This is a genomic window from Myxococcus sp. CA051A (assembly GCF_013336705.1).
Lineage (GTDB): Bacteria > Myxococcota > Myxococcia > Myxococcales > Myxococcaceae > Myxococcus > Myxococcus llanfairpwllgwyngyllgogerychwyrndrobwllllantysiliogogogochensis.
Genome location: NZ_JABUMS010000004.1, coordinates 412040 through 431793 on the forward strand (window position 1 = coordinate 412040; position 19754 = coordinate 431793).

Annotated in this window: 15 protein-coding genes; 10 read left to right on the forward strand and 5 right to left on the reverse strand. The window is 69.1% G+C overall.

The window, feature by feature from the left end; all coding sequences use genetic code 11:
- Positions 1 to 29 precede the first annotated feature (29 nt).
- Positions 30 to 3596, reverse strand: coding sequence for a hypothetical protein (locus tag HUA74_RS15265; RefSeq protein WP_254625062.1), 3567 nt, complete (start codon positions 3594 to 3596; stop codon positions 30 to 32).
- Positions 3597 to 3910: 314 nt separating this feature from the next.
- Between HUA74_RS15265 and HUA74_RS15270 the strand changes: the two genes are divergently transcribed.
- Positions 3911 to 4603 carry a hypothetical protein gene (locus tag HUA74_RS15270; protein WP_174455097.1) on the forward strand — a complete coding sequence of 231 codons (693 nt, stop codon included), beginning with the start codon at positions 3911 to 3913 and terminating at the stop codon, positions 4601 to 4603.
- A 166-nt stretch (positions 4604 to 4769) separates the two neighbouring features.
- On the opposite strand, the gene HUA74_RS15275 is transcribed toward HUA74_RS15270, so the two are convergent.
- From HUA74_RS15275 to HUA74_RS15285, 3 genes are all read right to left on the reverse strand, one after another.
- Entirely contained in the window at positions 4770 to 5168 is a 399-nt protein-coding gene (locus HUA74_RS15275) for a hypothetical protein (RefSeq protein WP_174455098.1), read from the reverse strand.
- Between the two features lie 175 nt (positions 5169 to 5343).
- Positions 5344 to 5727 (reverse strand): VOC family protein, encoded by a 384-nt coding sequence (locus tag HUA74_RS15280; protein ID WP_174455099.1) that lies wholly within the window; start codon positions 5725 to 5727, stop codon positions 5344 to 5346.
- A gap of 125 nt (positions 5728 to 5852) precedes the next feature.
- Positions 5853 to 6737 (reverse strand): LysR substrate-binding domain-containing protein, encoded by an 885-nt coding sequence (locus HUA74_RS15285; RefSeq protein WP_174455100.1) that lies wholly within the window; start codon positions 6735 to 6737, stop codon positions 5853 to 5855.
- Positions 6738 to 6839: 102 nt separating this feature from the next.
- Here HUA74_RS15285 and HUA74_RS15290 point away from each other — a divergent pair, with 102 nt between their 5' ends.
- The 3 genes from HUA74_RS15290 (at position 6840) to HUA74_RS15300 (ending at position 10467) form a co-directional block, all read left to right on the forward strand.
- Positions 6840 to 8486: an acetolactate synthase large subunit gene (locus tag HUA74_RS15290; RefSeq protein ID WP_174455101.1), complete on the forward strand. Its 1647-nt coding sequence runs from the start codon at positions 6840 to 6842 to the stop codon at positions 8484 to 8486.
- Positions 8476 to 9924: an aldehyde dehydrogenase family protein gene (locus HUA74_RS15295; protein ID WP_174455102.1), complete on the forward strand. Its 1449-nt coding sequence runs from the start codon at positions 8476 to 8478 to the stop codon at positions 9922 to 9924. The genes HUA74_RS15290 and HUA74_RS15295 overlap by 11 nt, the downstream gene beginning before the upstream one ends.
- Positions 9925 to 9999: 75 nt before the next feature.
- Complete coding sequence (locus HUA74_RS15300) at positions 10000 to 10467, forward strand: nuclear transport factor 2 family protein (RefSeq protein ID WP_174455103.1); 468 nt, start codon at positions 10000 to 10002, stop codon at positions 10465 to 10467.
- A 27-nt stretch (positions 10468 to 10494) separates the two neighbouring features.
- Here the strand turns inward: HUA74_RS15300 and HUA74_RS15305 are convergent, their stop codons facing one another.
- Entirely contained in the window at positions 10495 to 11700 is a 1206-nt protein-coding gene (locus HUA74_RS15305) for an endonuclease/exonuclease/phosphatase family protein (protein ID WP_174455104.1), read from the reverse strand.
- A 322-nt stretch (positions 11701 to 12022) separates the two neighbouring features.
- Between HUA74_RS15305 and HUA74_RS15310 the strand changes: the two genes are divergently transcribed.
- The 6 genes from HUA74_RS15310 to HUA74_RS15335 all read left to right on the forward strand — a co-directional run bounded on the left by HUA74_RS15310 (position 12023) and on the right by HUA74_RS15335 (position 19557).
- On the forward strand, positions 12023 to 13252 hold the full coding sequence (locus HUA74_RS15310) for a mechanosensitive ion channel family protein (RefSeq protein ID WP_174455105.1): 1230 nt from the start codon (positions 12023 to 12025) through the stop codon (positions 13250 to 13252).
- 271 nt (positions 13253 to 13523) lie between these two features.
- Positions 13524 to 14732 carry a M20/M25/M40 family metallo-hydrolase gene (locus HUA74_RS15315; RefSeq protein ID WP_174455106.1) on the forward strand — a complete coding sequence of 403 codons (1209 nt, stop codon included), beginning with the start codon at positions 13524 to 13526 and terminating at the stop codon, positions 14730 to 14732.
- A gap of 119 nt (positions 14733 to 14851) precedes the next feature.
- Entirely contained in the window at positions 14852 to 15691 is an 840-nt protein-coding gene (locus tag HUA74_RS15320) for a VWA domain-containing protein (RefSeq protein WP_174455107.1), read from the forward strand.
- A gap of 22 nt (positions 15692 to 15713) precedes the next feature.
- On the forward strand, positions 15714 to 16478 hold the full coding sequence (locus HUA74_RS15325; RefSeq protein ID WP_174455108.1) for a protein phosphatase 2C domain-containing protein: 765 nt from the start codon (positions 15714 to 15716) through the stop codon (positions 16476 to 16478).
- Between the two features lie 4 nt (positions 16479 to 16482).
- Positions 16483 to 18360 carry a hypothetical protein gene (locus HUA74_RS15330; protein WP_174455109.1) on the forward strand — a complete coding sequence of 626 codons (1878 nt, stop codon included), beginning with the start codon at positions 16483 to 16485 and terminating at the stop codon, positions 18358 to 18360.
- A 33-nt stretch (positions 18361 to 18393) separates the two neighbouring features.
- The gene (locus tag HUA74_RS15335; RefSeq protein WP_371817240.1) at positions 18394 to 19557 is read left to right on the forward strand and encodes a serine hydrolase; all 1164 of its coding nucleotides are present in this window, start codon (positions 18394 to 18396) and stop codon (positions 19555 to 19557) included.
- Positions 19558 to 19754: the final 197 nt, after the last annotated feature.

Genomic DNA, 19754 nt, shown 5'->3' on the forward strand with positions numbered 1-19754 from the left:
GAAGGCCAGACCGCCCAGGGTGAGCGGTCCTACGTGGAGGGCGCCACGGCCGGCGACACCTGCTCGCGAGGCGGAAAGATGGCCTGTGCGGCACCGGAGACCAGCGGCGACACGTCCTGCTGGAGCCGCTTCAGCCGGCCCAGGCGCTCCGGCGTCCATCCACGCCCCGGCGCCGAGTCGCGCACCAGGCACCACACCGCCACGCGCCGTGCCTCCGCGCTCCCGCTCATGGTGAGTCGGGCCTCCACGGCTTCCAGGTCGCCCACGGGCAACGTGTTCACCGCGGCACGGCACGCCTCCAGCGCATCCGCATGCAGATGGCCCGCCTCGCCCATGTGGACCAGTCGCTCCGCCAGCTCCCGAGGCGCCAGCGCCGCCGTGGCGCACCGCACACGCAGCGGCGCCAGGCGGCTGTCCTGGGAGAGAACCTGCTCGGCCGCACGCGCCGCCAGCACGTAGCTGGCGCGGGACTTCACGTCGAGGCGCAGGAGCTGTTCCAGCGCCACGGTCAACGCGCGCCGGTCCGGGGCCACTGCTTCCAACATGCCCTCCAATCGCTCCAGGTCATGCTCATTGGAGCGATGGAGTACGGCCCGCATGGCCGCGCCCCCCTCGTCATCGTAGGGCGACGCCAGCCGAGCCCCACAGGCGGAGAGGAAGGTCCGCTCGACATCCTTCACGCCGAGCCACGCCGCACGCTGGAGCAGTTCAATGCGCGCCTCCGGCTCGGGCCGCGCCAGCACCCGTCCGAGCAGCGCGGACAGCTTGCGGTCAGAGTCCTCGGTGAGCCGGTCCGCGGGAACGTCGCCCAGGCGCGCGGCCATGACCCAGTCGGCGTCCTCCACCGCACGGGCGAAGACAGTCCAGGTGGGCTCGCGCTCCAGGTGGTCCCAGAGCGCGCGCAGCATGGCGATGCGCACATCCCGATGCAGGCGCATTCCATCCAACTCCAGGAGTCGCTCGTAGGCGGCGTCCGCGCGCAGCTCCCCCAGCAGGCGCACCACCTCCTTGGCGACGGTGACCTTGGTGAGCGGGACGCTGGCCAACAGCGACAGCACACGCCCGGGAGGCATGCCGTTGAAAGCACGTCGCAGTCCGTAGATGGCGACGCGCGCGCGGGCATCCTCCAGGCAGCGCAGCAGCGTCGGCACCCCCTGGCCCTGGTCGCACCGCGACAGGACCTGGATGGCCTTGTCGCGCACCGCGAGCCGCGCGTCATCCACCAGCGCGCACAGCCCCTCCATCGGCGCCCAATCCACCGCCGCGAGCGTCGCGACGCCCCAGAGCAACGTCGGCGTGTCGCGCTCCAGGTCCTCGACCAGCCGCCCCACCGCGTTCGAGTACAGGGCGCTCTGCTCCGACGTCCACCGATGGAAGCCGTTGGCGTTGAACGCCAGCAGCCAGCCGGTCTTCGCCGTCGCGAAGCGGCCCGTGATGACGGGCGCGCTCAGGTAGGGCGTCAGCAGCTCCTGCCTGCGGCGGTGCAGGTACGTGTGAACGACGGGGAAGCAGATGACGCTGGCATCAGACCGCAGCAACCGAGGCAGCAACCCGTCAAAGGCCATCCACGCCCTGGAGCGGAGCACCGTCAAGGCGGAGTGAGCCTCCTTCCCCATGTGGAGCGCCACACGCTCCAGTGCGGAGACGAGCTCGGAGTGCAGCGGCCGTGCCTCCTCCTCCGAGTGGGCCAGCGCGATGATTTCGGAGAACCAACCCCGGTCGTGGAAGCGCCGGACCACGGCGCCCACGGTGGACTCGAAGCCCGCCCGGTCGTACTTGGACTGCCACTGGGCCAGCCCCAGCGCGAGCAAGGACCAGGGCGTCTCGTCGCGAATGGATGCGGCGAGCTCGGGCAGGCCCGGCACCAGGCTCACACGCTCGCCCAGGCTGTTCACCAGCGCCAGCATCGGCCCCCCACGCTCGCGCTGAGCCCATCCCCGGGCGATGCCCAGGAGGTGGGGCGCGGCGGTGCGGACCTCGTCATCCGTGAGGAACTCGCCCAGGCGCGTGTTGAAGAGCTGGCCGCGCTCCTTGAGCAGGGTGGCCAACCACGTCGCGCCCCAAGCGGGAGCCCGGGCGAAGGTGCGCAGCAGCAGCGTCTCGGCGAGCACCGCGGTCCGATGGGACAGGTCCGCCGCATCCAGCGCGTCGCGCAGAATCCGGCCCACGGCCTCGGTGTGCTCCGCGCGCCACACACGGCGGGGCCACAGCACGAGCGCACCCAGCATCGCCATGCGCACGGGGTCCTGCTCGTTCTTGCGTGCCAGGACCAGGGGCAGGGCGCGGTCCACCAGGGCCGGCTCGTCGGCGCGCAACCCGGGGATGGCCAGCAGCGAAGCCAGCGCCTCGCCGCGGATGTTGCCCTCCGGGTGGCCCAGATGGGACTTGAGGACCGCTTCTGCCTCGTCCCACGAGAGCAGTCGCGCGTACTCCATGCGCGGCAGGGGGCGGGTGCCCAGGGCGACGACCTCGTGGAGGTGTCGGCGCGCCTCGCGCTCACGCAGATCGTTGGGCAGCGCGGTCAGCGTGGCGGGAGGGATGATGCCCTCCGGATTCCTCGCGGCCACGCTCCATCGCGCGTGGACGCGGTCTCGCTCGTGGGTGTCGGGGATGGAGCGGAGCAACTGCGCGCCCCAGTCCGGAGCCACATCCACGGCCGCGCACCACGCCTCGACCACGGCGCGACGGGCGGACTCAGAGAGCCGGGGCAGCAGGGTCCTGGCGTCCCCCAGCGTGATGGGCGCGCGGCGAACGAGCCACACGAGCGCGTCCTCGCTCAATCGCGGCGCGGCGCGGGCGAACTGCTTCTCGAAGACAGGGGCGTGCTCATGCCGCTGGAGCAGCGCCACGGCGGCCTCGGGCCGATGAAGCACCAGGCAATGCCAGTCATAGGTGTCGGGGTGGATGTGGCGGGAGAGCAGCAGCTCGAACACTTCCAGGGCCGCGTCGGGAGCCTGATCGGCGATGCGAGGCAGGTACGCCCGGAGGTACATCCTCGTCACGGGGTCGGGCTCGCCCGTCACCGCCTTCAGTCGCGCGGAGAGCACCTCCGCGAGGATGCCGGGGGCGTCGTGCGCCAACCGGTTCCAGAAGCGCATGCTGGGGCGCGTGAGTGCTCGGGGGAGGTGGCGGCGGATTCCCTCCGGGGTGGCCCAGGGGACGGCGTCAGCGAAGTCAGGCACGTCCGCACAGGAGGCCAGCCCGTCGAGATACGCATCGATGACGCCCCTCCGCTCGGTCCGCACGAGCCCTCGGAGGAGTCCATCCTGCCGGCGAACGACGCGCGCCATCTTCAGCGCCTCCAGCGCCTGCGTGTCGTCACAGGCCAGGGCCACCAGATGGTAGGCCAGGGAACGGACGCGAGCGGACACGTCGGTGGTGGCGGAGAGCACCTGCCGCCCATCGCGCCAGCTGTACTGGGCGAACAGCGCGAGCTGCCGGTCATGGGCATCGCCCTCGGACAAGTGCCCAAGGACCTCTCGGGCCTCGGGGTTCGTCGGCGCGAGGCGGCCCAACTCGACCATCCTGGTGACGCGAGCATCGTGGTGGGTCGCGGACAACTCGGCGCGCAGCTCGGTGAGGCGAGTCTCGTGCATGGACGCGGGAGACTGGCCGACGTTCCCGGGCCTGACAACCCCTCCCGGCGGGAAGCGGAATGAGCGACGGCCCCTGTCCGCACAGCCTGGCTGCCCAGGGCGCGGAGGCAGGACTCGACGCTTGCTTGCTGCGTGGAGCCGCTGGGCCGAAGCAGGCCCTGTGCTGACGTGCATCTGTGAATCCAATTGTATGAGAATCGTGCAGTGCGCTGCACCCCTTCTCGGGAATGCACAGCCAACGACGACCAGGATTTGCCAGGGCTCCGTATCTCTCTCGGCTACCTCAGTCGATGTCCCTTCCAGGAGAGAGAAGCATGTTTGGAGCCGTGCGAATTTCCAAGCTCGTGACAGCCCTTGCATCCACCATCGTCGCACTGGTCTCGGCTCCGGCTTTCGCCGGAACGGTATGGTTCGACACGACGGCTGCGATGCGAAGCGCGGGTGGCTTTCCCATCGCGAACCGCAACGACGTGGGCTGGGCCTACGCGAACCGGAGCGCGGAGGCGGTGTGTGCGAATTACGGTTACGCGCGAGGGATGTACACCGGCGATCAAGATGGTGAGTTGATGGGCATCCATTGTTTCACCTCGGACATGGTGACCTGGCAGGACATCCCTGGCAGTGATGCGCGGGCATGGGCCTTGTGGCAAGGCAGCTCCACCTCGCTCGATTCGCAGGCGGCATTCAACGGGGGAGCCATCGCGGATAATGAGTGCAATAATTATTACAGCGCGGGGTTCTTCACGGGCTTCGCGGATACATCGGCGGATCTCTTCGGACTGGTCTGCGTCTCGAGCAGCTTCGTGGCGATTCGCGGGGTCGACACCGATGACTCCCGGTTCCCGTTCCTCAGTGGCATGAACCCGCCGTTTGCCTCGTGGTGGCACCTGCGCGGGTCCGTCAACCGGGTCTGCCAGCACTTCGGCTATACCACGGGCACGATGGACACCTATGCCAACACCGGTGTCCCGTTCGTGCTGAACCTCGGCCTCAAGTGCATCTACTGAGCTGGGAACACGTCCTCGACCTTCGCATCGCGGACGGTGGTTGAAGTGGAGAGGGGGGCCCTCGGCGTGAGCAGGGGCCTCCTCTCCACGAAGAACACGCCCAGGCACGGGGCGGCGGACCTCCTGCCCGGGCGCGGTGATGCGGTCTTCATGATTCAGGTTGTCTTTACTTCAGACAGGACCCGAGGTTGGTGGAGATGCTCCAAGAGGTCGTCTCGCCAAACTGGGCGAAGTAGCCGCAGTTGCAGCGAGCCCTCCCCACGGGGATCGTGTAGAGGATGTTGGAATAGTAGAAGGTCTCCCAGTTTCCAAAGCAGTAGTCCGGGGTCGGGCCACTGGGGCCTGGCTCACCTGCGTCAGGTTCCCCGGCATCAGGCGAGCCCCCGTCCTCGTCGCCCGCGTCTGGGTCTCCCGCATCCTCCTCGCCCGCGTCGGGTTCTCCGGCGTCCTCAGCGGTTCCCGAATCATCGAGAGACAGCGCTCGCTCGTTGTCGCCGAGAAGCGCCTCCTCGTGCTCGAACGAGAGTTCGTCAGGAGCGCAGCCCGTCAGCATGAGGATGGCCATCCCCAATGCACCGCAAAGACTCCGTTCTGCTTGCATGTATTCCTCCCTGTTTGAGAGGGAGCGTGACGGAGTCAGACGAGGCGAGGCAATCCCAGATATGTGGGGTGATTCGTCGCGATGCCGCCACGGCCCGACCTTCCCGGGGGCGCGATGTTCGCACCCCTCGGACCCTGAATCAGAGCTGGTTGATCATGATGAGGTTTCCGCAGGTGTCGTCGAAGATGGCCCCCATGACAGGCCCCATCTGCGTGGGCTTCTGCCGGAACTCCACGCCAAGTGCGCTCAGCCGCTCATAGTCCTTCTGGATGTCCGAGGACATGAGCGCCGTGGCGGGAATGCCATCCGCGAAGAGGGCCTTCTGGTACGTCGTCGCCGCAGGATGCCCATTGGGCTCCAGGACGAGCTGGGTGCCGTTGGGGTCCTCGGCGGAGACCACGGTGATCCACCGCGCGCCTCCCGCGGGAACGTTCACCTTCTCCACGAAGCCCATCTTCTCCGTGTAGAACTTGAGCGCCTTTTCCTGGTCATCGACGAACAGACTGCAGAAGGGGATTCGCATCGTTCCCTCGGGAGGTGATGGAGTCGCCACGGGGCATCCGGACGACGTTCAACCACTTTGTTGAGCATAGCGGCGACGAAGTGACAGTCAACCACCTGGTTGTGAGTATGCGGGACGCGCTTCACTCAGTCGCCCGTCTCCTTCGCGCGAGCGCGGACCTCGGAGGCGAACAGCTCGGCGGCGGGAGCACGGGGCGCGCCCTTGCGCCAGAGGAGGGCGGCCAGCTCGGAGCGTGGCGCGGGCGCCAGCCGCTTCACCACCAGTCGTTCCACGTCCGCGAGCCGGGGCTCGGGCAGCACCGTGACGGCCAGCCCCGCGCGGACGATGGCCAGCACCGTGGCGACCGCGTTCGATTCGAGCGCGATGCGCGGGGACAGGCGCAGCGTGGCGAAGTACGCATCCACGCGGGAGCGCACGCGCAGCCCCGGAGAGAGCAGGGCGAAGGGCTCGCTCGCGAGCTGCCGGGCCCCGACCGACTCCGCTGACGCGAGCACATGCCCGCGCGCCACGACGAGCGCGAGCCGGCTGTCGAACACGGCCTCCGTGTCCAGGTCCGGCGAGCGCGCCGGCGCATAGCCCAACCCCACGTCCAGCTTTCCATCCGCCAGTCGTCGCTCCAGCCGCCGCACCACCGCTTCCTCCGCGCTCAACACCAGCCCTGGATGGCGGCGCAACACGGCGGCGAGCGCGGGCACGACGAGGCCGCGCATGCTGGGCGGATAGCCCACGCGCAGCGAGCCTGTCGCCAGGCCCCGCAGCGCGCCCACCGCCATCCGACCCGCGTCCACGTCCTCCAGTGCCCGCGAGGCGTAGGTGCGAAACAGCTCCCCCGCCTGCGTCAGCCGCACCCCGGTCCTGGCCCGCTCGAAGAGGGGTGTACCGAGCTCCTCCTCGAGCTGGCGGATCTGCTGGGACAGCGTGGGCTGGGAGACGTGGACCCGCCGCGCGGCCCGGCCGAAGTGCAGCGTGTCGGCGACGGCGGTGAAGTAGCGCAGGTGCCTGAGCTCCATGGCGCCATCATAGATGGCGCCTATCGACTCCATGCGAACAAACGAATGTACGAATCGAGCCCGGACCGTAGAACTTCCCTTGTCACGGAAGGAAGGACTGCGATGAAGGCCTCGGACCTGTTCGTCAAAGCACTCGAAGCGGAGGGCGTGCGCTGCGTCTTCGGACTCCCCGGAGAGGAGAACCTGGACCTGCTGGAGTCGATGCGTGCCTCCGGCCTGCGGCTGGTCGTCACCCGGCATGAGCAGGCGGCCGGCTTCATGGCCGCGACCTGGGGGCGGCTGACGGGGCGCGCGGGCGTGTGCCTGGCGACGCTGGGGCCGGGCGCCACCAACCTCGTCACGCCCGCCGCGTACGCGCAGCTCGGCGCCATGCCCATGGTGATGCTCACCGGGCAGAAGCCCATCAAGGCGAGCAAGCAGGGCCACTTCCAGATTGTCGATGTGGTGGGGATGATGCGCCCGCTCACCAAGCAGACGCGCACGCTTGTCTCCGCGGAGCACATCCCGTCGGCGGTGCGCGAGGCCTTCCGTCGCGCGGAAGAGGAGCGGCCCGGCGCGACGCACCTGGAGTTGCCCGAGGACGTGGCGCGTGACTCCACCGAGGCCGCGCTCCTGGCCCCCAGTGCCTGGAAGCGGCCCGTGGCGGATGAAGGCTCCATCGCGCAGGCCGTGGAGACCATCGCCTCCGCCAAGCGGCCCCTGCTGATGATTGGCGCGGGCGCGAACCGGAAGCTCACGTCGGAGATGCTCCGCGTCCTCGTGGACCGGGTGGGCATTCCCTTCTCCAGCACGCAGATGGGCAAGGGCGTCGTCGATGAGTCCCACCCGCTGTGGATGGGCACCGCCGCGCTGTCCGACGGCGACTTCGTCCACCGCGCCATCGAAGCCTCCGACTGCATCATCAACGTGGGCCACGACGTCATCGAGAAGCCGCCCTTCGTCATGCGCGACAGCCGCCGCGCCGTGGTCCACCTCAACTTCTCCTCGGCGGAGGTGGACCCCGTCTACTTCCCGAAGCTGGAGGTGACGGGCGACATCGCCAACGCCGTCTGGCGCATCGCGGAGGGATTGGGCTCGCGCACGAACTGGGACTTCACGCCGTTCGAGAAGGCTCGGGCGGGATTGGAGGCGCAGCTCGCGAAAGGCTTCGCGGATGACCGCTTCCCCATCTACCCCGCGCGACTGGTGGCGGAGGTGCGCCGCGCGCTGCCGGACGACGGAATCGTCTGCCTGGACAACGGCATGTACAAGCTGTGGTTCGCCCGCTACTACCGCACGCGGCGGCCCAACACGCTGCTGCTCGACAACGCGCTGGCGACGATGGGCGCGGGGCTCCCGTCGGCGATCGCCGCCAGGATGGTGCACCCCCGCCGCAAGGTGGTCGCGGTCTGCGGAGACGGTGGGTTCATGATGAACTCGCAGGAACTGGAGACGGCGGTGCGCCTGGGCCTGGACCTGGTGGTCATCGTCGTACGCGACGATGGTTACGGAATGATTCGCTGGAAGCAGGGGGAGATGGGCCTGCCGGACTTCGGCATGGCCCTGGGCAACCCCGACTTCGTCCGCTACGCGGAGGCCTACGGTGCCAGGGGTCACCGGCCCACGAGCGCGTCGGAGTTCGGCGCCACGCTGGCGCGCAGCCTCGATGCGGGCGGCGTCCACGTCATCGACCTGCCCATCGACTACTCGGACAACACCCGCGCGCTCGGCGTCGGGGACAAGGAACTCGAGGTGCTCCATGCTGGCTGAACGCTACCCGTACTATCTGGCCAATCGTCCTCGCCAGCCCAACTCGGACCTGCCCGTCGTCGACAAGTACTCCGGAGAGGTGGTGACGCGAGTCGCGCTCGCGGACGCCGCCGCCGTGGAAGAGGCCATCGCCTCCGCGGTGCGCGCCGCCGAGCCCATGCGCAAGCTGCCGGCCCACGCGCGACAGTCCGTCCTGGAGCACTGCGTGCGCCGCTTCCAGGAGCGCGCCGAGGAACTGGCCCTGGTGCTCTGCATCGAGGCGGGCAAGCCCCTGCGCGACGCACGCGGTGAAGTCACGCGCCTCATCGAGACCTTCAAGGCCGCCGCCGAGGAGGCCGTGCGGGGCGGGGGCGAAGTGATGGACCTGGAGGTGTCGCCGCGCGCGGAGGGCTACCGAGGCTTCACCCGCCGCGTGCCGGTGGGGCCCGTGTCGCTCATCACCCCCTTCAACTTCCCGCTCAACCTCGTCGCCCACAAGGTCGCCCCCGCCATCGCCGCGGGCTGCCCCTTCATCCTCAAACCGTCGGACCGAACACCCGTGAGCGCGATGCTGCTCGCGGAGGTGCTCGCGGAGACGGCCCTGCCCGAAGGCTCCTTCTCCGTCATCACCCCCTCGCTTGCGGACATCGGTCCGCTCATCGAGGACGAGCGGCTCAAGCTGCTGTCGTTCACCGGCTCGGAGAAGGTGGGCTGGGACCTCAAGGCCCGCGCCGGACGCAAGAAGGTGGTGCTGGAGCTGGGTGGCAACGCGGCCTGCGTGGTGGACCGCGAGCCCGGCGCCTCGCTGGACGTCATCGCGGACCGGGTGGCGCACGGTGCCTTCTTCCAGTCGGGGCAGAGCTGCATCTCCGTACAGCGAGTGCTCGTGCATGCCTCTCACTACGAAGCGCTCAAGGAGCGGCTCGTCACGCGGGCCCAGGCCTTGCGCGCGGGCAACCCCCGGGATGAGGCGACGACGCTCGGTCCCATGATTGATGAGCCCGCGGCGCGGCGGCTCGAAGGCTGGATTCAGAGCGCGGTCGCGAAAGGCGCTCGCGTGCTGACGGGCGGTGGTCGCAAGGGCGCGCTCTTGGAGGCCACCGTGGTGGAGGGCGTGCCCGCGGACGAGCCGCTCTGCGCGGAGGAGGCCTTCGGTCCGGTGGTGCTGCTCCAGTCCTTCACGTCCTTCACCGAGGCCCTGCGCACGGTGAACGAGGGCCGTTACGGCTTGCAGGCCGGCCTCTTCACCAATGACCTGTCGCGCGCGATGCGGGCGTGGGACGAGCTGGAGGTCGGCGGAGTCGTGGTGGGTGACGTGCCGAGCTTCCGCGTCGACACCATGCCCTATGGCGGTGTGAAGGGCTCGGGGCTGGGACGGGAGGGCGTGAAGTACGCCATCGAGGACATGACCGAGCCGAGGCTGCTCGTGCTGCGCCAGCGGGCGTCGAGCGACGACTGAGCTTCAAGAAGCAACGACGGTTCGACAGCCGGTGGCATCCCCTGTACGTCGAGGGCCTTTCCCGGAAGGCCCTCCATGCTCAAGTCGATGCTCACCCTGTTGGTCCTCGCGCTGTCGTCTCCTTCGGTCGCCGCGTCTCCGAGCGCGGATGAGAAGGCCGTGCTCGACGGGCTCCACGCCGCGTGCGAGGCCTTCCAGAAGGGCGACGTCGCCTTCCTGGAGGGCTTTCTCGCCGACGGCTTCACCCAGATGGACTCGGCGGGAAACGTGACGGACCGCGCGGCCACCCTGGCCGAGGTCCGCGCGAAGGAGCCTCGCTACGAGGTCTTCCGCAACCACGACATGAAGGTCCGCCTCTACGGCGACACGGCGGTGGTGATTGGCATCACCTCCGTGAAGGGCGTCTCCGGTGGCTCGCCCTTCGACGTGGACTTCCGCTTCACCGACACGCTCATCAAGCGCGACGGGCGCTGGCGGATTGCCGCGAGCCACATCTCGCGACTGCCCAAGGCCGCGCCTCCCGCGACGACTGGCAAGAAGTAGCCCGCCAGCCGTCACGCGGGGCCGTGCTCAGCGGATGACGGTGTAGCCGGCGTGGGCGTGGTCGCTGACGCCCTCCGTCTTCACCTGGGCGCTGGTGTCGGTGTCCAGCCCGCCCGATACCCAGACCTGGTCGAAGTTGTCGCCGTTGGCCTTCTTGCCGCCCACCACGCGGCGCAGGCCCGCGCCCTCCAGCGCGTCGCCCACGTTCTTCGTGGAGTCGTTGAAGTCGCCCATCACCACCAGCTCGCGCGCCGGAGGGCCCTTCGCCTCCGCCCGGGCGATGTCGGCCAGGTACGCGAGCTGTTTCGCGCGCAGCCCGCTGGACTCGCTGCCCGCCGCGAGGTGCACGTTGATGATGCTCTTCTCCCGACCGTCCGGCCCCACCACGCGCGTCACCAGCGCGGTGCGCGGCTCGGAGGGGCTGTTCTTGCGCAGCGCCTCGTTGCGCTGACCCAGCTCGTTGCGTTCCGCGTCGGTGACCTTGCCGTCGCCCAGCGCCGCGAGCTGCTCCGGCGAGGACACCGTGGGGCCGCCCGACTCGGCGGCGGGCAGGGTGATGGTGTACGCGTCGACGACCTTGTCCGGCGCGCCCACGTACACCGCGTTGCCGTACGTCGCGTCCGCGCCGCTGTCGCCCTTGATGTTCCGGTCATCACCGGAGAAGGACTCGCCCGTCACCAGCGTGCCCTCGGGCGTCTGGTAGAGCGTGGTGCCGTCGTTGCCCTTGCGGATGGCCGTCGCCGGCGCGTCCTCGCCGATGGGCACCGTGGGCACCGTGCCGGACTTGAAGGCCTCGAACGCCGGGTTGAGGTGGGTGACGACACTCAGCGCGGTGTTGGCGTTGCCGCTGCGGTCGACGTTGATGTCCACCTCCTGGAAGCCCGCGATGTTCGCGCCCGTCTCGCGAATGAGCCGGGCCTGGTCCTCGCGGTTGTCCTCCGTGCGGTACTTGGAGCCCGCGCCGTTGGCCAGGTTCAGCGTCAGCACGCCAGAGCCGTTGCCCACGTCGGGCAGCTCGTTCGCCTTCACCGGCTTCGAGTACCCCTCCGGCGGCGCGGGGTTCAGCTCCGGCCGGGTGGGACTGGGGCACGGCGAAGGCGACAGCGTGAAGGAGTCCTTCGGCGTCTCCGCGGCGCTTCCATTCTTCGCCCGGGCCTCGTTGCCGACAGGGGCGGCGGCCGGCTGCTGAAGGACGTTCCGGGCCCAGCGACCCGCCACATTCCAGATGCTCATCGTCGACTCCTCGCGTTCCATGAGGGAGCGCACGGCCAGGCGCCGCGCGCCCCGAGGGCTCTCTGCACGAACCCCGAGTGTCGCTCAGCCCCGCCATCCCAGGAAAGCACGCCGGGTCGTTTGGACCCCGGGAGTCGCTGTCCCCGAGCTGACGCCTCGTGGGCCGCAGGGCGTCCGGGCTCGGAGAAGTTCATGGACGCGGCCCACTCATACCGCTAGTAGGTTTGACCTCAAACATTCACCCGAGGGTGGAGGCACCCGCCAGGGCACACCGTCCGGTGCGCGCTGGCTCGCACGCGTCCCGCCACGAGAGGCCCGAGACATGGTTCGTACAAGCTCCCTGCAGTCGCTGCTGTTTGCCCTGCCCACCGAGGCCTCCGGTGTGGAAGGGGCCGCGCCGCCCTTGCCCGTGCCGGTGCCGGAGGGCTCCTGGGGTGGACTGGAGCTGTGGCAGTGGGCGGGGCTGGGCGTGTTGGTGGCGGGAGCGTGGCTGTTGGGGCGGGGCGTGGAGTGGCTGGTGATGCGGCTGGTGGACCGGGCCACGTCGATGACGAAGTCCGGCTGGGATGACCAACTGGCGGCGTCGGCGCGAGGGCCGGTGCGCTACCTGCTCTTCGTCGTGCTGGTGGCCTCGGGGCTGTGGGCGTTGAAGCTGCCACCCGTGGCGAAGCACGGCGTGGAGCTGGTGGCCCGCTCGGTGGGGCTGGCCGCGGTGGGGTGGTTCCTCCTGCGCTTCGTGAAGCTGGCGGCGGGCTTCGTCGAGCAGACGGTGGCGCGCGAGGAGCAGGGCGGCAACGTGGCCCGCGCGCGCGGGCTGCGCACGCAGCTGTCGGTGCTGCGCCGGGTGATTGAAGTGGCGGTGGTGCTCATCTGCGCGTCGCTGCTGCTGCTCCAGTTCGAGGCGGTGCGCAACGTGGGCGTGTCGCTCCTGGCCTCCGCGGGCATCGCCGGCCTCTTCATCGGCCTGGCCGCGCAGAAGTCCATCTCCACGCTGCTCGCGGGCATCCAGCTGTCCATCACCCAGCCCATCCGCATCGGCGACACCGTCATCGTCGAGAACGAGTGGGGCTGGGTGGAGGAAATCACGCTCACCTACGTGGTGGTGAAGGTGTGGGACTTGCGGCGGCTGGTGATTCCCATGGGCCACTTCCTGGAGAAGCCCTTCCAGAACTGGAGCAAGGTGTCGCCGGAGATCATGGGCACCGCGGAGCTGTACGTGGACTTCCGCACGGACGTGCCCTCGGTGCGCGCGGAGCTCAAGCGCGTGCTGGAGCAGGAGTCCAACGGCCTGTGGGACGGCAAGGTGCAGGCGCTCCAGGTGACGGACCTCTCCGAGCGCACCATGAAGCTGCGCGCGCTGGTGAGTGCGTCGGACTCCGGCAAGGCCTTCGAGCTGCGGTGCATCGTCCGCGAGAAGCTCATGGCCTTCCTTCGCGGCCAGCCCCACGGCCTGCCCATGGTGCGCACCGAGGCGAGCCTCGCCGAGTCCGATTCGCCCCTGGCCGCCGTGCGCCCGGGCCTGGGCGCCCTGGCCGCGCGGTCCGGCGACTGAAGGCCGCTTCCACGAATGGGGCCGGTGTCGGTCCAGGAGGGTGACGCAGCCGGGCGAGGGGCTTCTGTTGACCAGTGAACACTTCCCTCCCGTGCTCAGGGGAGGGGTGTGTTGCTGGGATTCACCGGAAAAACGGAAAGTGCGGGTCCGTCTCCGTCGACGCGCGCGGGTTGGCGTTGCGCACGTCCTGGGGACCACACGCGGAGGCCGTGCGATGCGGCCGCCCGCGGTGATCCGCGTCGCACCACCCACCCACCGAGGAGCGCTGCCCATGAAGCGGTTGATTCCGTTTGCCCTGTTATTGCTGAGCCCCACCGCGGCCTTCGCTGAAGCCGAGGACAAAGAGCTGTGGATTTCGCTGGGCTCCGACGCCCTGGCCCCTGTTTCGGAGGCCTTCGCGCGTGAAGGCTGGAGCGTCCCCGCGCCCTCGCTGTCGAAGGAGGACGTGGTGGTGATTCCCGTGCGCGAGTCGCAGCTGTCGCGCATCGCCGAGGTGATGCACGACCGGTTCAACCGCTGTGCGGGGTTCGTGACGTTCGAGAGCCGTGACGAAGCGGAGCAGTCGCTGGTACCCGCGTCCGACGCGTCCACGCGCGACCTCATCACCTACACCATCGACAACGCCGCCACGGCCAACTGCCTCATCGGCCAGATGACGGAGGCGAACGTCCGCAGCACCATCAACTCCATGGCCGCGTACACCACGCGCTACTACACGTCGAGCACGGGCGTGAGCGCGGCGAACTGGCTGCGCAGCCGCTGGGCGACCCTGGCCGCCGGCCGCACGGACATCACGTCCGAGCTGTTCACGCACACCGCCTGGGCGCAGCCCTCCGTCATCCTCACCATCCGGGGCACCACGCTGCCCAACGAAGTCGTCGTGGTGGGTGGCCACCTGGACTCCATCTCCTCCGGCAGCACGGCGCCGGGCGCGGATGACAACGCCTCCGGCATCGCCTCCTTCACGGAGGTCATCCGGGCGGCGGTGGCCTGCAACTACCGGCCGCAGCGCACGGTGAAGTTCATGGGCTACGCGGCCGAGGAAGTCGGCCTGCGCGGCTCCAAGGAGATCGCCGCGTACCACAAGAACAACGGCATCAACGTGGTGGGCGTGCTCCAGCTCGACATGACCAACTACCGGGGCACGTCAGCCGACGTGGGCATCGTCACTGACTACACCAACTCCGCGCAGAACACGTTCCTGCGCAACGTCATCAACACCTACGGTGCCGGCATCACCCACGTGAACACCACGTGCGGCTATGCCTGCTCGGACCACGCGTCGTGGACGAACGCGGGCTTCGCGGCCTCCATCCCGCATGAGGCTGTCGTCAGCCAGGGCAATCCCTACATCCACACGACGGGCGACACCATCGCGAAGTCCGGCAGCACGGCCAACCACGCGCTCAAGTTCTCCAAGATCGCCGCGGGCTTCGTGGCGGAGCTGGCGAAGGGCCCGACGGGCCCGACGGGCCTCTAGCTTCGCAAGCCCAGGCTCCCCGTTCCATCGCGCCGCCTGTCTCGAGGGTGCGGTGGGACGCGGGGGCCGCTGTCGTCTGTCGTCGCGCACGAGAGGGTGAACCGGTACGCTCGTCCGCCATGGCCTACTCGGCGGAAATCAGCCGCACCGCGCCCGCATGCATCCTCCTCTTGATTGACCAGTCCGGGTCCATGGATGACCCCTTTGGTGGGCCGGGTGGCTCGCGGAAGAAGGCCGAGGGCGTCGCGGACGTCACCAACCGGCTGCTCCAGAACCTGGTGGTGCGCTGTGCCCGCGAGGAGGGCATCCGGGACTACTTCCACCTGGGCGTGCTGGGTTATGGCGAGCGCGTGGGCTCCGCGTTCTCGGGTCCGCTCGCGGGTCGGGGGCTGGTTCCCATCAGCGAGATTGGCCACGCCCCCGCGCGGCTGGAGGAGCGCACGCGGGAGCGGGAGGACGGCATGGGCGGGCTGGTGCGGGAGAAGGTCCGCTTCCCTGTCTGGTTCGAGCCGGTGGCGCACGGCCCCACGCCGATGTGCGAGGTGCTCTCCCGCGCGTCTTCCCTGGTGGGGGACTGGTTGCGCGAGCACCCCGAGGGCTTTCCTCCCATCGTCGTGAATGTCTCCGATGGGCAGCCCACGGATGGAGACCCGACCGCCGTCGCGTCGTCCCTGCGCGCGCTGCGAAGCTCCGACGGCGCGGTGTTGCTGCTCAACGTGCATCTGTCGTCGAACCCGGCGACGCCCATCCAGTTCCCCGACGCGGAGGTGGGGCTTCCGGACGCGCATGCGCGGCTGCTCTTCGACCTGTCCAGCCCGCTGACTCCGGGGATGCTCGCCGCCGCGCGAGAGGAGGGGCAGGCGGTGCGGGAGGGGGCCCGGGGCTTCGCCTTCAACGCGGACATCGTGTCGCTCATCAAGTTCCTGAACATCGGAACGCGCCCCAGCAACCTGCGGTAGCCCTGGCCAGGACGTCGTCACCGTGAGAATCCAGCTCGAGGCGGTGTGGGTGCAGAAGGCGGGCAACACGCCCTCCGAGAACGAGGACGCGTGCGCGCCGGAGCAGTCGTCCACGTTCGAGGGCGAGGTGCTGCACGTCGCTGTCGCCGATGGCGCCACGGAGAGTTTGTTCTCTGGCTTGTGGGCCCGGCTGCTCGCGCGGGAGTTCTCCGAGGGGCGGATGGGTGAGCCCTCCGCGCTGCTCCAGGCCCTGCCCGGGCTGCAGCGGCGATGGCACGCCGACGTCGGGAGTCGGGACCTTCCCTGGTACGCGCGGGAGAAGCTCCTGGAGGGCGCGTTCGCCACGCTGATGGGGGTTCGCCTGGAGTCCGCGCGCGGTGGCGACGCGGTGGGCACATGGACGGCGCTGGCGGTGGGGGATTCGTGTCTCTTCCAGGTCCGAGGAGACCGGTTGCTGCGGTCCTTTCCCCTGGAGACGGCTGTGTCGTTCGGCTCGCGTCCGTTCCTGGTGTCCACTCAGTCCGGTCAGAACGCGCGCGTGGGCGAAGCGGCGCGGAGCGAAGTGGGGGACGTGCGACCCGGGGACCTCCTGCTGCTGATGACCGATGCGCTGGCCCACTGGTTCCTGGGCGAGCACGAGCGGGACGGGGCTCCCTGGCTCGCGCTTCCCACGGGGACGTCGGAGGACCTCCCGGTGTCCTTCGCTCGCTTCGTGGATGGCCTGCGGACGGACAAGGTCATCCGCAACGATGACGTCACGTTGCTTCGCTTGACGGTGGGAGCGTGAGGTCGTGATTCTCCCTTCGGACAGCGACTACCAGACGGCGCTCCAGCATCCTCGGCAGGCGTTCGCCGACCCCGAGTTGAGAGAGGGCGTCGTCGAGCTGGGAACGGGCGCGATGGCGGGCCTGCCGCGGCCGCGCGCGGGCAACTTCGCGACCATCTACAAGGTGACGTGTGGCGAGAAGGTCTACGCCGTGCGTTGTTTCACCCGCCCATTTCCCTACGACTTGCAGTCCCGCTACCTGGAGATCCAACGTCATCTGGAGCAGCACTGGCTGCCGTACATGGTTGGCTTCACGTTCCTTCCCCGAGGCATCCACGTTCGAGGGCGGTGGGTGCCCATCGTCAAGATGGAGTGGGTCCAGGGAGAGTCCCTGGAGCGCTATGTCGGGCGCCACCTGCATGAGCCCGCGAAGCTGTTCCAGCTCGCCGCCGAGTGGTTCGACCTGGTGAAGGCGCTGAGCCGCGCCGCCGTCGCGCATGGTGATCTCCAGCATGGCAATGTCCTCGTCACGGACTCAGGGCTGCGGCTCATCGACTACGATGGAATGTGTGTGTTCTCGCTGCGTGGGCGCGAGAGCCATGAGCGGGGGCACGCCAACTACCAGCATCCAGCGCGCGACTCGGGCTCGCTCAACCTCCAGTTGGACCTCTTCCCCGCGTGGGGGGTCTGGCTCTCGCTGGTCGCGCTCGCGCACGACCCGTCGCTCTGGGAGCGGTTCCAGGGGGGCGACGACTGCCTCCTGTTCCGGCGGAAGGACTTTGTCGAGCCGACCCGTTCTCCATTGCTCCAGGCGCTACTGACTTCGCCTCATGCTCGAATCCGCGAGTACGTGCCGAGAACCCTGTTGTCCCTGCTGGCACTCGCGCCCTCGCGCTTGCCGGAGCTGACCCTGGACGAAGGACTGGACAAGCGACTTGTTCCGGAGCCCGGACCGCAGCCGACGCGCGCGCAAGCCCACGCGCGGGCGCTGGCGCGCTTCATCGCTCCAGCGTCGCTGGCCCCCCGCGAGTTTTCTCGTGAGGACTCTCTGGAGCGCGGCATGACCGGGGGCGTGCTGGTCACCGCGATCCTGGGGCTCATCCCGGGCGTGGTGTTTTCTCCGTGGTGGTTGGTGGGAGCGGGGCTCGTGGGCGGACTGGGGCTTTCGCGCGCGCTCTTGCTGTATCGGAAGGAGCCCGTGGCCCAGGAACACCTGCGGTTGGAAAGGCAATGGGCCGAGTCCCGTGCGTCCCGAGGCGATGTGGAGGCGCGACTTCAACAGCTTCGAGTGGACCGACCGGCCGTGGCGCAGCGCGCCCAGGCGGCCCACGCGCGACTCCTGGGTGAGCAGGAGTCGCTCCATGGCTGGATGGAGGAGGTTCGTGAGCGCAACCACGACGTGGATCGCTCGGCGCTCGACCGCGTCGACGGACGGCGTGTCCAGGTGGACCGAGAGGAACTCAACGCTCGAAAGGACCTGGAGGCCGAGCACAAGTGCTGGGAGGAAGACGCGGCGCTCCAGGCCCGGCTCCCCGACGAAGAGAAGAGACAGGTGCGACTGCGGTTCAAGCGCGAGGCCGAGGAGCTCGCGGCCCGCTTCGACGCACGGCGTGAATCCCTGGAGTTGGAAGAAGACTCCGCGGCGGTCCAGATGCGAGCGGATGGCATCCTGTCGAGGGAGTTCCGCAAGGCCCTGACGCATGCCGAGCAAATCATCGACCAATTGAGGGAGCACCATGTGGAGCTGGTCGAGGTGGACCAGGAGATCGCCCGCCTCCGGCGCGAGTGCATCACCCTCTGTTGGAGAGAGCTGGAAGCGGAACGGGCCGTCTCCTCGGGCGATTCCCTCCGCTTTACGCGCTTTCTCGCGCGGCTCTTCCACGAGACTCCCGAGAAATCTTGAAGCAGGGCTGTCGTTGTCACCCGGGAGTCAACAGTGACTGGACACGCGCTCGGACGGGCGCGTTACGTCCCCGGCTTTGGTCGTGGTGGCGCTGGTGTGTCCCTGGCGGGCGTGGTGGACTTCGACTACGAGAGAGCGTCCCGGCTGGGCGTCGCGGATGCCCTGGGGGCCTTCGTGGCGGGCTCGGCGGCTCCCGCGGGGGGCAGCACTTCCTGGAGGACGATGATGACAACGTGGTTCGTGCCGCGTGGTTGGTTTGGGGCCTTGGCGCTGTCCTGGCTCACGATGGGAAGCGCCCTGGCGGCGGCTCCGGCAGCAGGGGCTCCGAAGCGCGAGGCACTTCGGTCCGTCGTGGATTCGCTGGCGGCGGAGGCCGCGCGCCTGGCTCCGGGAGCGGACGTGGCCATCGCGGTGAAGGACCTGCGCACCGGAGAGTACGCGGGGTCTTCCGACACGGTGCCGCACATCTCAGCCAGTTCGGCGAAGGTGTTCTGGGTGGCGGCGGCCTTGAAGAAGGCCGAGGAGTCGAAGGTGGCGCCGCTGGCGGAGAAGGTCTTCCGGACCTCGGACAACGAGGCCTCGGGCGCGGTCATCGACCTGGTGGGTGGGCCGGACGCCATCAATGACTATCTGCGCTCGCTGGACGTGAAGAACACCGCGCTGACGAAGTGGAACTACGGCAAGCCGCGCCGCGCGACGAACTCGCCCCAGGCGATGGGGAATGACAACTACCTCTGTGCTGCCGACGCCGTGTCTTTCCTGCATCGCTTGAGCGCGGGCGAATTGCTGAAGCCAAAGCCCACCTCGCGCATGCTCGCGTGGATGGAGCTGACGCCTCGCGAGGGGTGTGGCGGTTGGCTGGGGACGCTCCTGCCCGCGAAGGTCCGGGCCTCGATGCGCCACAAGGCGGGCTGGCTGCCTCCAGGGTGCTGCTCGGATGACTCGCGCTACAACGTGCTCAACGAGGTGGGGCTGGTGCGGCTGCCGGATGGTGGTCACTACGCGGTGGCCATCCTCGCGGCGCGCGGACCGGACTGGCCGCGACAGGCGTTCTTCGTCGAGCGGGCGTCGTGTGTGCTCTATCGCACGCTCTCGGGAGAGGCCTCGCTGGACTGTGGGGAGTCGCTCGCGAAGCAGGGCGGACCCGCGCCGGTGCCCGTCGAGGACGGCGGCACGCCTCCGAACTACGACTGCTGAGCACGGCTCGATGGAGTTCCTCGCCACGCGAGTGGAGGGGCTCGGCGGACGGAGGCACACCTCCGAACCAAGACTTCTGAGCACGGCTTGGTGGAGTCCTCAGGGGTTGAATGCGGGACCCCGAGCCACGAGCGCGGAGGGGCTCGATGGCCCTCCCGCGCTCCGCGATGGGCTGTGACGTCCGTACCTTTTTCCCG